Origin of the sequence: Dysgonomonas sp. Shenzhen-Wh21 (genome assembly GCF_043392705.1) — a bacterium.
GTDB lineage: Bacteria > Bacteroidota > Bacteroidia > Bacteroidales > Dysgonomonadaceae > Dysgonomonas.
On record NZ_JAIXHZ010000077.1, the window covers coordinates 20,780 to 34,094 of the forward strand.

Genomic DNA, 13,315 nt, shown 5'->3' on the forward strand with positions numbered 1-13,315 from the left:
TGAAACTTTTTAACTATACATATCCTCCTAATAAATAGTAACAAATACGGACTACAAGCTTGTTTACATAATGTTTACAAAGAACATTAATCAATCTCTTTTGTTTATATTATTATAACTAGGTCTAATCCTGTCTTATTTTTAAGAGAATATCTTATACTAAATAGCTTTTGTTTTATATATTTGCTTGTTTATTACAATAGTAATAAAGATTTTTCTTCATTCCAATAGAATTTTTATGGACGAACAAAACAACAATATATCAGTATTACAGACAATAAACTCTCCCTCTGACCTTAAAAATCTAAGCATCGAGGAGCTTGAGTCTCTATGTACTGAACTTAGAAGTTTTCTTATTGATCAACTAAGCAAAAATCCCGGACATTTTGGCTCCAGTCTCGGTACAGTAGAGCTTACTGTGGCTCTGCATTACATATACAACACACCTTACGACCGCATTGTATGGGATGTGGGTCACCAAGCATATAGCCACAAGATACTGACAGGCAGAAGAGACCTGTTTCATACAAATCGTAAATTCGGTGGTCTTTCAGGGTTTCCAAATCCAAAAGAAAGCGAATATGATGCCTTTATTGCAGGACATGCTTCAAATTCAATTTCGGCAGCACTAGGTATGGCTGTCGCTTCCTCTCTCAAACATGAGAAGAGGCATGTGGTAGCCGTAATAGGTGATGGATCAATGACCGGAGGGTTAGCTTATGAAGCTCTCAACAATGCAAGCTCTCAACCAAATGACATCCTTATCATACTCAATGATAATGATATGGCTATAGATGACAATGTTGGGGGTATGCGCGATTATTTGGTAAAAATGACTACCTCACCCACCTATAACAGGGTAAGGAATGATGTTTATCAAAAGTTCAAGAAAGGAAACCTTATCACCGAACAAGGTAAAAATCTTATCCTTCGTTTCAACAATAGTTTGAAATCACTGTTGACCAAACAACAGAACATGTTTGAAGGCTTTAATATACGATATTTTGGCCCTATCGATGGACACGATTTACCAAACCTGATTCGGATACTACAAAATATAAAGGATATGAAAGGCCCTAAGATTCTACATATCCACACTATTAAAGGAAAAGGATTTAAGCCGGCAGAAGTTTCGGCTACAGTATGGCATGCTCCGGGTAAGTTTGACAAAGAAACCGGAGAACGTATTGTGACAAAGTCTAAAGATCAGCCACAACTCTTTCAGGACGTTTTTGGACATACGCTTGTAGAACTGGCTAAGAAAGATAAACGCGTTGTAGGTATTACTCCTGCTATGCCAACCGGATCGTCTATGACCTATATGATGAAAGAATTCCCGGACAGGGCATTCGATGTAGGTATTGCCGAAGCACATGCTGTCACCTATTCGGCCGGATTGGCAAAAGAAGGACTATTACCGTTCTGTAATATCTACTCATCATTTATGCAACGAGCTTACGATCAGGTCATACATGATGTAGCACTTCAAAAACTGCATGTAATTATGTGTCTCGACCGAGCAGGATTGGTAGGAGAAGACGGGCCAACACACCATGGGGCATTCGATCTTGCTTATATGCGCTGTGTCCCGAACCTGACTATCGCCGCTCCTTTCGACGAGCATTATTTGCGCCACTTGATGTATACCGCCGCTTACGGTAACGAAGGACCATTTGTGATCCGATACCCAAGAGGACAGGGTATATTGAAAGATTGGGAATGCGAAATGCAAAAGCTGGAAATAGGAAAAGGACGCAAGTTGAAAGATGGTAAAGATCTTGCCGTTTTATCAATAGGCGCAATAGGAAATACTGCACGTGAAGCTATCCACATCGTTGAAGACGAAGGCTATTCTATCGCACATTACGACATGATATTCCTTAAACCACTGGATACTGCAATCTTAAAAGAGGTGGCAGAGAATTTTACCCATGTACTGACGATCGAAAACGGTGTTATCAACGGAGGATTCGGTAGTGTTGTTTTAGAATACTTTTCTGACAATAACTATCTGAACATAAATGTAGTGCGTGCAGGCATACAAGATAAATTTGTAACACACGGTTCGGTTGCTGACCTGAAAAAACTATGCGAGCTTGACATACAAGGATTGGTAAAACGAATGCAGTCTATCTTGCATAAACAAATAAGCCCTAATAATATAGAAGAAAAAATATATAAGTAAGAGTCGATGAGAATTGTAATTACAGGTGCAGGTGCTGTAGGAACACATTTAGCAAAACTATTATCAGCAGAAAACCAAGACGTTGTACTCATGGACGCTGATAAAGAGAAGCTCAACTTCCTTGGCTCTAATCTTGAAATAATGACGATGACCGGGTCTTGTACTTCCCTAAAAGATTTGATGGAGGTGGATATAAAAGAAGCGGATTTCTTTATTGGTGTCACCCCTGACGAATCTACAAACATAACAGCCTGCTTATTGGCTGCGAATATGGGAGCAAAAAAAACCTTTGCTCGCATCGATAATTACGAATACCTCTTACCCAAGAATAAAGAGTTTTTTGAAAAGCTAGGGATCAACTCTATGGTTTATCCCGAAATGCTGGCGGCAAAAGAAATAGTATCAGCCTTAAAACGTCCGTGGGTACGCCAATGGATAGAACTTTGCGATGGCAATATATTACTCGCCGGAATCAAGATAAGAGAAAACTCGGAGTTGGTAAATAAATACCTCTTCGACTTAAGCAGCAAAGACAAAAAATTCCACATCGTTGCCATTAAACGAAAGAATGTAACTATCATTCCTACAGGAAAGGATATGGTTTTAGCGGGCGACATCGTATTCTTTACCGCGACAAAAGAAAACGTGAACGAACTGCCCGTAATAGCAGGCAAAGCCAGTTTTGAGGTTAAAAACATTATGATAATGGGCGGAAGCCGTATTGCCATCCGTACCTGTCAGTACTTACCCGACAATACAAACATCAAACTATTAGAATCCGATAAAGAGAAGAGCTACCAACTTTTAGAAAAGCTACCAAAGAATGTAACCGTGTTTCATAATGACGGCCGTAATGCTGAGTTCCTTTTGCAAGAGGGAATCAAGGATATAGACGCATTTGTGGCTGTAACCGGAAATTCGGAAGCTAACATTCTGGCTTGTATGGCAGCCAAACGCTTTGGAGTACGCAAGACTGTAGCCGAAGTAGAAAATATGGACTATATGTCGATGGCTGAGAATCTGGATATCGGCTCTATTATAAATAAGAAACTAATAACAGTAAGCAACATATACAGATTTCTGCTCAGTGCAGACGTATCTAACGTAAAGTCATTAACAATCGCCAATGCAGACGTAGCGGAGATTATAGCTCGACCAAACTCTTATGTAACCAAGAAGGAGGTAAAAAAGCTAACGCTCCCCAAGAATGTTACGCTGGGCGGATTGATACGCAACGGAGAACCGATGATGATCGATGGTGATACTTTGATAGAGCCTTACGATCATGTGGTCGTTTTCTGCTTGGATGACACCCTACGTGATGCCGAGAAAATGTTCCATTAACAGGATAGAAAGTTCATGAGCAATTTTAATTACCGGTTTGTACTAAAAACAATTGGATTTTTGCTTGTCATAGAATCGCTATTCATGATGAGTGCTACCATTGTTTCTTTTTACTTACACGAAGCGGCGGGTGATGCAATGCTCATAAGCTCTACAATAACATTCTTTGCAGGAGCTTTTATCCGATTGGTAGGAACCGAAGATTTCCCAAAACCGATCGGAAAACGAGAGAGCTTCTTTATGGTGGCTGTTTCGTGGATCGTATTATCTGCCTTCGGTATGCTTCCTTATTATCTGAGCAACTCGATACCTAGCGTCAGTAATGCCTACTTCGAAACCATCTCGGGACTAACCGCAACCGGTGCAACCATCCTAAACGACATAGAGAGTATGCCCAAGGGACTTCTCTTCTGGCGCAGTATAACCCAATGGATGGGAGGATTAGGAATCGTATTGTTCGTGGCCACAATCCTACCCATGGGAGGTAATGCATCTGTAATGTACGATGCCGAAGTCACAGGGATAGGCTACGATCGTTTTCGCCCCCGTATATCACAAATAGCTAAACGGCTATGGCTGGTTTATATATTCCTCACAGGAATTCTTGTCGTACTGCTTTGGATAGGCCCAATGAGTCTCTTTGACGCTGTTTGCCATGCTTTTACAACGATATCCACTGCCGGATTTTCGACAAAGCAAGATAGTATCGCCCATTGGAATTCAGCCTATATAGAATATGTCATTACCCTCTTTATGTTCATCGGAGGAATAAACTTTACGCTGATCTACTTCTTTATGAAAGGTAGTGCCAAAAAGTTGTATCAGAATGAAGAGTTTAAATGGTATGTATCTATTATCATTCTCTTTGTTGTCATTATTGCCATCGGGCTTTACAGTTCGGGCAAGATAGAAGGAGTAGAAAAAGCCTTCCGCACATCATTGTTTCAAGTAGTATCGATGCTTACCACCACCTGCTTCTCTACTGACAATATAATAAGTTGGGGTTCTTTCTATCAGTTCTTAGTTGTCATCTTTATGGTCTTCGGGGCATGTGCCGGATCTACAGCCGGAGGTATCAAGATAGTGAGGATCATTATCTTGTTTAAGAATTCAATCAATGAGTTTAAACGTCAGGTACACCCCAATGCGATACTCCCTATCCGATTGAATAACCATGTAATTTCGATAGACGTAGTAACCAAGGTCTTGGCTTTTATCTTCTTATACCTTGCCATCCTTATTTTCAGCTGTTTACTTTTGTCCTTATCGGGAATGCAATTCGAGAATGCTCTCGGAGCAGCAGTTTCATGCCTCGGAAACGTGGGGGGCGGATTGGCAGAGATAGGTAATACAGGTAGTTTCTCGGAAGTACCAACCGAGTCGAAATGGTATCTCAGCTTCCTTATGCTGACAGGACGTTTAGAGCTATTTACTGTACTCTCTTTATTTATGCCTGCATTCTGGAGAAGATAACAATCATATATTCTTCCACTTACACAATATATTATCGAGCAGATCGACGATCAGAAATAAAATAAAACCGATCAGAGAAAGAACAATTATACCAAAATACATTTGGATATAATCTACTCGCATTTGTGAATCGGTAATGTAAAATCCCAATCCTTTATCCGTTCCGAATGTTTCAATAAAGAACAAAGCCGATGTTGCAATACCCAATGCCACACGAAGCGAAGAAAAGACTTCGGGCAAAATAGCAGGCAAGGTAATATGTCTCATTTTTTGTAAGCTCGTTGCCCCAAATGAAATAAGAACATAGTAATTTTCTTTCGATATATTTTTTACAGCATCACGTATCGTTATGATCAACTGAAAAACGACAATCAATATAACAATAACAATCTTTGAAGTTTCGCCCAGATCAAATAATACCATGATGATAGGCAAAAGAGCTAATTTAGGAATAGGATAAGAAAAATAAATCATAGGACCCAACAGACTATTTACCTTCTTACTATATCCCATCCATACGCCTAGCACTAAAGCTATTCCCAAAGATATACCTATACTATATGCTATACGCCGCAAGCTGGCGAATGTATGGTCTAATATCTCATTCTCAAAAGCTTTGGAGTATCCACTATAAACCTCTGTAGGGAAAGGCAGTGCCTTCAGGCTAAGACTGGCAGCAAGAATATACCATATAACATTGAACAGGATAAAGCCGCCTATTATGTAACCGAAATAATTGAAAATATGTTTTCTACGTTTTGTCATCAGTACCCTATTTTATTGATAATAGATGCCACAAACCTCAACTTTTCCTCTTGGTACTCAGATACGTTGAACAAGGGGTTTTCTACCTGATGAATAATCCTTCCCGGCGATTTGCTCATTACAATAATATGCTCACCAATAGATACAGCCTCATGTATATTGTGTGTGATAAACAGAGTGGTTACTTTGTATTTTTCCCATAGACGGAGGAAAAGCCGTTGCGATGCTTCGGAAGTAAATGTATCTAATGATGAAAACGGTTCGTCCATCAACAGAATATCAGGTTGAGAGATGAAGGCACGAGCCAGAGCCACACGTTGTTTCTGTCCCCCACTCAATTGCGAAGGATAGCGGTTTTGAATATCATCAATCTCTAACGAGTCGATAATCTCTGAAACTTCCGACTCTCTCAACACCTTAGTGCTATTGAGCTTATAAGAAAGGAAGATATTTTCTTTCACTGTTTTCCATTCCAGCAAGCCATAGTGTTGAGGTACATATCCTATAGATACTTCTCTGGGTGTAAACGCTTTTCCATTAAAAACAATCTGCCCGTTATAATTTCTTATAATCCCGCAAAGGACTTTTAATAAAGTAGACTTGCCACATCCCGAAGGGCCTATAAGCGAATATATTTCCCCTTTTTTTATAGTCAGGGAGAAATCATTCAAAGCTACAGTATTTCCGTATTTTACCTCCAGGTTTTCTATCGACAGCATCTCTATCATTTAGTCAGTTGATCATTTATAAGATTCTCAACTTTGAAATCAGCTTTAAGCAGATTTTTGCCTCCGAGCCAGCTTATCACTTGTTGTATATCTTTGTCTGCAACAGTTACAGGCTGAGCATCGGTATAGGCAGGTAGAGTGACCTTCTCAGCAACAGGTTCAGGAAACTGAAGCTCTTTTACCAATATATCTTTTATATCTGCTACAGTATGTGAGTTCAGATAAGCCACACCATCATTGTATGCGGCATACATTTTCTTAATAGCCTCACTCTTCGTGTCTATCACCTTCTGGGAAAAGACAATACCTGTAACAGTATATTTCAGGCTATCCATAGATACAAGCAGCTTGCAACCTTCGCTTGCAGCGATCAGGGCAAACGGATTAGGTAAGCCCGTAGCATCTATTTTATTATTCCGCAACATCTCGAAGCGAGTCGGAATTTTATTTATTTCCACTTTCTTTACATCGTTAGGAGTAAGGCCTACACTAGCCAAAGCCATATCTATACAGAAGTCGATCACTGTATTTTGAGAAACGGCTATCTTCTTGCCTTTCAGCTCCGACAAGTTATTTATCCCCGACTGCGCACCGGCTACAATATAAAAAGGTGCTTGACATTTAGAAGTAAGCTTCATATCAAACCCACCCGAAGCCAGCAATGCCGCACTGGTATAGTCGGTTACTCCTCCGTCTACAGTTCCACTCTGAAAAGCCATATCTCGTTCATTGGCAGACATAAATTTTTGAATTTTTACATCTACACCATGTTTTGCAAAGTAACCTTCACGCTGAGCTACTGCAAGAGGAAGATAATCCATTGACGACATTACCCCCACCGTAAGCGTTTGCACTTCTGCACTTTCTTGTTTTTTACCGGAACAAGCGCTTAACAATAAACTGATAGATAGAATTGAAAATATAATATGTTTCATAATTTGTATAAATAAAATAATATGTGATTACAAAAATAAGGGAAATAAATCAATAAAATTAGCAGAACAACCACAAAGAAGCAACACAGACTCTCTCATATATCCAACTCCAAATTGTTAAAAGGTGACAAAGGTGACAGTTTTCAGCACTTTTTATATTGTCACTTTTCATCGTGACCAAACAACGACTAAGAGCTATCATGTATAAGACAATTATATCATTAATAAATAATACGACAATTATCATAACGCTGAAAATTACCCCCTGACATTAAATATCTCATGCCCCTGACCTTTTACTCACAACTTCTTTTTACCTTTGCATCCTGAATATTTTTAATCGATAAGTAATGTCACAACCTTCAATTCCTAAAGGAACAAGAGATTTTTCGCCGGAAGAAATGGCGAAGCGTAACTATATTTTCGACACTATCCGTGAAGTTTTCAAACTCTATGGCTTTCGTCAGATAGAAACTCCGGCAATGGAAAACCTATCAACACTGATGGGAAAATACGGAGAAGAGGGCGATAAGCTTCTATTCAAGATACTCAATTCGGGCGATTACTTGAAAGATTTATCCAATGAAGAATTGTTGGAGAAAAACTCTACCCGCCTTGCAACTAAAATAAGCGAGAAAGGACTTCGTTACGACCTCACTGTACCATTTGCACGCTATGTTGTAATGCACCGAAACGAAATAACATTCCCTTTCAAACGTTATCAGATACAACCCGTTTGGCGTGCCGACCGACCACAAAAAGGACGTTACCGCGAATTCTTCCAGTGCGATGCTGACATCGTTGGCTCCGATTCCCTTATCAACGAAGTAGAGTTGATTCAAATAGCAGATGAAGTATTCAGCCGCTTCGGCATTCGGGTGAGTATCAAACTCAACAACCGCAAGATACTTTCAGGTATTGCTGAGATTATTGGAGAGGCCGAAAAAATTACAGACATTACTGTTGCTATCGACAAACTGGATAAAATAGGTCTGGAAAAGGTAAACGAAGAACTTGCTTCGAAGGGCATCCCACAAAAAGCGATCGAGCAACTTCAACCGATTATCCTTTTACAAGGGACAAACGAAGAGAAATTAAACACCTTGAAAACAGTTCTCAAAGATTCTGAAACCGGAATACAGGGTGTTAACGAACTCGAATATATACTCAACAAACTAAAAATTGTAGGAATCCGTTGCGAACTTGAGCTCGACCTTACTCTTGCCAGAGGATTGAATTACTACACAGGTGCTATCATCGAAGTAAAAGCTCTTGATGTGCAAATAGGCAGTATTACCGGAGGTGGACGCTATGATAACCTGACTGGTATTTTCGGATTGTCGGGCGTATCGGGCGTAGGGATTTCCTTCGGGGCAGACCGCATATTCGATGTATTAAACCAGCTCGATTTATACCCAAAAGATTCGATACAGAATACACAGGTTTTGTTTGTCAACTTCGGCGAAAAAGAAGAAGCTCACATATTGCCTCTGATCTTAAAAATGCGTCAGGCAGGAATCTCTACAGAGATATTCCCCGAAGCGGCAAAGATGAAAAAGCAAATGTCGTATGCCGACTCCAATAAGATTCCTTATGTAGCTATAGTTGGTGAAAATGAGATAAATGAAAACAAAATCACACTGAAAGATATGACATCGGGCGAACAGAAATCATTGACCCTCGAAGAATGCATATCCATCCTTAGCTAATTTATTAACAGACATATTAATAAGTCCTGCCTTAGTTATTAACAAGGCAGGACTTATTTGTATATAAACACCTAATAATCAATAAACATAATCCTATCTCCCATTGTTAATATTGTGTTTATAACCTGTTCATCTCATGTTGAAAACTTTTTCATACATTTTAAGTGGGGAAAGGTGGGGAAAAGTGTATAAATTTTATACCTTTACGTCGAATATTGTATATTGTTAAAATTCAAAGTATTAATGTTACAGTTTTTGGGAAATATCGAAGCAAAAATAGACGCAAAAGCACGTCTTTTTGTACCTGCTTCTTTTCGTAAGATATTGCAATCTTGCGACCAGAACACATTGATACTCAGGAAAGACCTATTTCAGAACTGTCTCGTCCTCTACCCTCTGGTAGTCTGGGAAGAGGAAGTTGCAAAATTACGTTCACGCCTCAACAGGTGGGATATGGAGCAGCAAGCGTTGTTCCGTCAATTTGTTGTTGACGCCGAACGCCTCGAGATGGACACCAACGGGCGTATCCTTATACCAAAACGATACTGTCAGATGGTCGGAATTACTACAGATGTAAGATTCTTAGGAGTAGACAATACAATCGAAATTTGGACAAACGATGCTCTGGACAAAACACTGATACCTGCCGAGAAATTCAGTGCTCGCATTCAGGCATTAATGAATAACAGCTCACAAAACGACTAATCATGGCCGATGCATATCACATACCGGTTTTGCTTCACGAGAGTATTGACGGGATGAATATTCACCCTGATAGTATTTGCGTCGATGTTACATTTGGCGGTGGCGGACACTCAAGAGAAATACTGTCACGTCTCGGAGACAAAGGGCATCTCTATGCCTTCGATCAGGATGAAGATGCGATAAACAACATTGAAGCTAGCAGTAAGTTCACTTTCATACGCAGCAATTTCCGATATCTTAAAAATTTCATCAAGTATCATAAAGTAGACGGTGTAGATGCTATACTGGCCGATTTGGGCGTTTCGTCGCATCACTTCGATGCCGAAGACAGAGGGTTCTCTTTCCGTTTCGAAGATAGCGACTTGGATATGCGCATGAATCGCAAGGGAGGAAAAACGGCTGCGCAGATACTAAATACATACACAGAGGAAAAACTGGCAGATGTTTTCTACCTGTATGGTGAACTGAAACAATCGCGGCGGATTGCTTCCGTGATTGTGAAAACAAGAAAAGAAAAACCTTACAAGAAAACAAGTGATTTGCTTGCAACACTCAATTCATTTGTAGGAAGAGGAGAAAAAGAGAAAAAGATACTGGCTCAGGCATTTCAGGCTCTTCGCATAGAAGTAAATGAAGAGATGGAGGTGTTGAAGGAGATGTTGGAGCAGGCTCTTGACATACTAAAACCGGGTGGGCGATTGTCTGTCATTACATATCATTCGCTCGAAGACCGTATTGTCAAAAACTTCTTTAAGACAGGAAATTTTGAAGGCAAAGTAGAAAAAGACTTCTTCGGAAACTTCGAAACTCCGTTCAAGCTGATAAACAATAAAGTAATCACTCCATCAAAGGAAGAAGAAGAACGCAACCCCCGATCAAGGAGTGCTAAACTAAGAGTTGCAGAAAAAGTTTGATATGACAGTAAAAGATATAAAAAAGAAGATCATGTATATTCTTGGGGGGACTGTCCTCACCGAGGATTTCTTTTGGAAAAACGCACGTTTTATCATCACGGTCTTCGTTATCATTGTGCTGTACATCAGCAACAGGTATAGCTGTATCGAGAAAATGGCGAAAATAGAATCTCTTCAGCGCGAACTAAAAGATGCGAAGTATGAGTCTCTCACCATATCGGCAGAGCTGATGGGTGTAAGCCGCGAATCGAAAGTAGAAGATATGGTTCAGAAAAACGGTGTTGATCTGAAACAAACAAAAGACCCAATATATAAACTGGGAAAGAAAGAAATAAATAGCAAGAAAGAATAGAAGATGGCGAAAAAATCTGAAGGAACATCAAAGAATATAGCGATCAGCCGATATGGGTGGATTGCACTTATTATGTCCCTGATATTTATTGCAATTCTAATATGTATATTCAATATAAAGTATGTAGAAGGCCCCATGTGGCGCGAACTTGGCATACAGGAAACCGTAAAGAAAGATAGAGAAATACGCCCCAACAGAGGTAATATTTATGCCGACGACGGACGCCTATTGGCAACAAGCGAACCCCTCTACGGAGTATATGTCGACTTTATGGCCGATGGCATAAAGAAAGATACATTAATGAAATACGTTACACCTCTGTCACAAGCACTGGCGAAGAAGTTTCCCGACAGAAGTGCAGCCCAGTACAAAAGAGTAATACTAGACGGATGGGATTTAAGCCGTAAAGAGCTCGCCCAAATAGAAAGGAATAGGGAGAGCGGTTCAAACCAAAAGGTAAAGGTTCGCAGCCGCTATGTGCGCATTATTCGCCCTGATATAAACTATATAGACCTGAAAGAAGTTCTCACATACCCATTCTTTAGCCAGAGAAGCAATAGGAGCGGCTTGTTTACAGAAGAAAAAACAATGCGTTTAAAACCTTTTGGTCGCCTTGCCGGAAGAACCGTAGGATCTATATACAAAGACTTTGACGCAGGAGGAGCCAGTGGTCTGGAACTAAAATACGACTCTATACTAAAAGGAATTCCGGGTCTGAAAACACGCCAACGTGTGCAAGGCCGTTGGATAGACGTCGTATTGAACGAGCCAACCGATGGATGGGATATAAAAACCACTTTGAATGTAGATGTCCAAGACTTAGCAGAGAAAGCGCTCTACAACAAACTGGTAGAGACCAATGCCGAATCCGGATGTGCTATTGTAATGGAAGTGGCTACAGGGGAGATAAAAGCCATAACCAATCTCGACCGCATGTCGCCCGGTGTTTATGCCGAAGGTAATCCAAATGCTTTTTCGTACATGTCCGAGCCGGGGTCTACCTTCAAGACAGTGTCACTGATGATTGCCCTTGAAGACGGAGTAGTTACCCCCGATGAAGAAATTTTTGTCGGCAACGGTTTGTTCGAATATAAGGGACGCATCGTAAAAGACCATGACTGGCGCAAAGGACAAGACAAAGGCTATGTAACAGTAGCGAGAGGAATGTACTCTTCGCTGAACGTTGCTATCGCAAAAATGATATTAAAAGGTTATGAAAATAATCCTCAAAAATATGTACAGCGTATCCATGATCTGGGACTTACAAAAAAAATAGAATGGGATGTTCCACTACAAGGAAAAGAAGGAACTTCTGTCATTCGCTTCCCTGATGATAAGTCAAATCCATGGTCTAAAACGACATTGCCATGGATGTCATTCGGTTATGAGACACAAGTACCACCTATTTACATGCTAATGTTCTATAATGGTATCGCAAATAAAGGGAAGATGATCAAGCCGTTTCTCACCAAAGCCTTCATGAGAGACGGAAAAATAGAAGAAGAATTTGAAACCGAGATTATAAATCCTTCATTATGTTCAGAAAAGACCCTCAAAGAGGTGCAAGATATTCTAAGAGGTGTTGTAACCGACGGTACAGGAAAAACGATTGAATCTGAAATGTTCCCTATATCAGGAAAAACAGGAACGGCAATGATTGCAGCCAGAGGTGGATACGAAGGATATTATGTATCATTTTGTGGATATTTCCCATCCGACAATCCCAAATATACTTGCTTTGTAGGCATACGCAGACCACAGGGAATTCCATCGGGGGGACTTATGCCGGGAGCAGTATTCAAAACCATTGCCGAGGGGATATATACACGAAATACTGTAGCAACTCCTATACTTGCTCAGAAAGATACAGTAAACTCACTTATACCTGTCGTTAAAAGCGGTTCATTCAAAAATACAGAGATTGTTTTGAAAAAATTAAAACAAGATTACAACTATTCGGGAGATAAAGTAGACTGGATAAATACAGACTCTTCGATCAATGGTATTCTTCTTCAAAGCAATTCTTCTATCAAGCAAGGATTAGTCCCTAACGTCATAGGAATGGGAGCACGTGATGCCATATATTTATTAGAGCTTGAAGGACTGAAAGTAAACCTTATAGGTGCAGGAAAAGTGAAACAGCAATCTATAGCTCCGGGAACAAGAACAACGAAAGGAGCAACCATAACCATAGAATTAAATTAA

General features: G+C 40.0%; 11 protein-coding genes. 8 read left to right on the top strand and 3 right to left on the bottom strand.

Annotation, left to right across the window (positions count from 1 at the left end; genetic code table 11):
- The first annotated feature begins 238 nt into the window (after positions 1-238).
- Genes dxs through LDB17_RS04580 form a run of 3 tightly spaced genes read left to right on the top strand, consistent with a single transcriptional unit; the run spans position 239 to position 5,002 of the window.
- A complete protein-coding gene (dxs, locus tag LDB17_RS04570; RefSeq protein WP_252637208.1) occupies positions 239-2,185 on the top strand; it encodes a 1-deoxy-D-xylulose-5-phosphate synthase in 1,947 nt (648 codons plus the stop codon).
- Between the two features lie 6 nt (positions 2,186-2,191).
- A complete protein-coding gene (trkA, locus tag LDB17_RS04575) occupies positions 2,192-3,529 on the top strand; it encodes a Trk system potassium transporter TrkA (protein ID WP_252637207.1) in 1,338 nt (445 codons plus the stop codon).
- 15 nt (positions 3,530-3,544) lie between these two features.
- Positions 3,545-5,002 (top strand): TrkH family potassium uptake protein, encoded by a 1,458-nt coding sequence (locus tag LDB17_RS04580; RefSeq protein ID WP_252637205.1) that lies wholly within the window; start codon positions 3,545-3,547, stop codon positions 5,000-5,002.
- A 3-nt stretch (positions 5,003-5,005) separates the two neighbouring features.
- Here LDB17_RS04580 and LDB17_RS04585 read toward each other — a convergent pair whose 3' ends face one another.
- The 3 genes from LDB17_RS04585 to LDB17_RS04595 are packed head-to-tail and all read right to left on the bottom strand — an operon-like array spanning position 5,006 to position 7,430.
- Complete coding sequence (locus LDB17_RS04585) at positions 5,006-5,767, bottom strand: ABC transporter permease (RefSeq protein WP_252637204.1); 762 nt, start codon at positions 5,765-5,767, stop codon at positions 5,006-5,008.
- On the bottom strand, positions 5,767-6,495 hold the full coding sequence (locus LDB17_RS04590) for an ABC transporter ATP-binding protein (RefSeq protein ID WP_252637203.1): 729 nt from the start codon (positions 6,493-6,495) through the stop codon (positions 5,767-5,769). Before LDB17_RS04590 ends, LDB17_RS04585 begins: the two co-directional genes overlap by 1 nt.
- The gene (locus LDB17_RS04595) at positions 6,492-7,430 is read right to left on the bottom strand and encodes an ABC transporter substrate-binding protein (protein ID WP_252637202.1); all 939 of its coding nucleotides are present in this window, start codon (positions 7,428-7,430) and stop codon (positions 6,492-6,494) included. Before LDB17_RS04595 ends, LDB17_RS04590 begins: the two co-directional genes overlap by 4 nt.
- Positions 7,431-7,780: 350 nt before the next feature.
- Between LDB17_RS04595 and hisS the strand changes: the two genes are divergently transcribed.
- From hisS to LDB17_RS04620, 5 genes are all read left to right on the top strand, one after another.
- Positions 7,781-9,139 (top strand): histidine--tRNA ligase, encoded by a 1,359-nt coding sequence (hisS, locus tag LDB17_RS04600; protein ID WP_252637200.1) that lies wholly within the window; start codon positions 7,781-7,783, stop codon positions 9,137-9,139.
- Between the two features lie 243 nt (positions 9,140-9,382).
- Complete coding sequence (locus LDB17_RS04605; protein ID WP_252637198.1) at positions 9,383-9,844, top strand: division/cell wall cluster transcriptional repressor MraZ; 462 nt, start codon at positions 9,383-9,385, stop codon at positions 9,842-9,844.
- Positions 9,845-9,846: 2 nt separating this feature from the next.
- Positions 9,847-10,758: a 16S rRNA (cytosine(1402)-N(4))-methyltransferase RsmH gene (rsmH, locus tag LDB17_RS04610; protein WP_252637196.1), complete on the top strand. Its 912-nt coding sequence runs from the start codon at positions 9,847-9,849 to the stop codon at positions 10,756-10,758.
- 1 nt (position 10,759) lies between these two features.
- Positions 10,760-11,110 (top strand): FtsL-like putative cell division protein, encoded by a 351-nt coding sequence (locus LDB17_RS04615; protein WP_252637194.1) that lies wholly within the window; start codon positions 10,760-10,762, stop codon positions 11,108-11,110.
- Between the two features lie 3 nt (positions 11,111-11,113).
- The gene (locus LDB17_RS04620) at positions 11,114-13,315 is read left to right on the top strand and encodes a penicillin-binding protein (RefSeq protein ID WP_252637193.1); all 2,202 of its coding nucleotides are present in this window, start codon (positions 11,114-11,116) and stop codon (positions 13,313-13,315) included.

What these genes read in the sequence shown, in the direction of transcription:
- LDB17_RS04585 (WP_252637204.1), bottom strand. Translation starts at nt 5,767, where the DNA reads ATGACAAAACGTAGAAAACATATTTTCAATTATTTCGGTTACATAATA.
- dxs (WP_252637208.1), top strand. Translation starts at nt 239, where the DNA reads ATGGACGAACAAAACAACAATATATCAGTATTACAGACAATAAACTCT.
- LDB17_RS04605 (WP_252637198.1), top strand. Translation starts at nt 9,383, where the DNA reads ATGTTACAGTTTTTGGGAAATATCGAAGCAAAAATAGACGCAAAAGCA.
- trkA (WP_252637207.1), top strand. Translation starts at nt 2,192, where the DNA reads ATGAGAATTGTAATTACAGGTGCAGGTGCTGTAGGAACACATTTAGCA.
- rsmH (WP_252637196.1), top strand. Translation starts at nt 9,847, where the DNA reads ATGGCCGATGCATATCACATACCGGTTTTGCTTCACGAGAGTATTGAC.
- LDB17_RS04620 (WP_252637193.1), top strand. Translation starts at nt 11,114, where the DNA reads ATGGCGAAAAAATCTGAAGGAACATCAAAGAATATAGCGATCAGCCGA.
- hisS (WP_252637200.1), top strand. Translation starts at nt 7,781, where the DNA reads ATGTCACAACCTTCAATTCCTAAAGGAACAAGAGATTTTTCGCCGGAA.
- LDB17_RS04590 (WP_252637203.1), bottom strand. Translation starts at nt 6,495, where the DNA reads ATGATAGAGATGCTGTCGATAGAAAACCTGGAGGTAAAATACGGAAAT.
- LDB17_RS04580 (WP_252637205.1), top strand. Translation starts at nt 3,545, where the DNA reads ATGAGCAATTTTAATTACCGGTTTGTACTAAAAACAATTGGATTTTTG.
- LDB17_RS04595 (WP_252637202.1), bottom strand. Translation starts at nt 7,430, where the DNA reads ATGAAACATATTATATTTTCAATTCTATCTATCAGTTTATTGTTAAGC.
- LDB17_RS04615 (WP_252637194.1), top strand. Translation starts at nt 10,760, where the DNA reads ATGACAGTAAAAGATATAAAAAAGAAGATCATGTATATTCTTGGGGGG.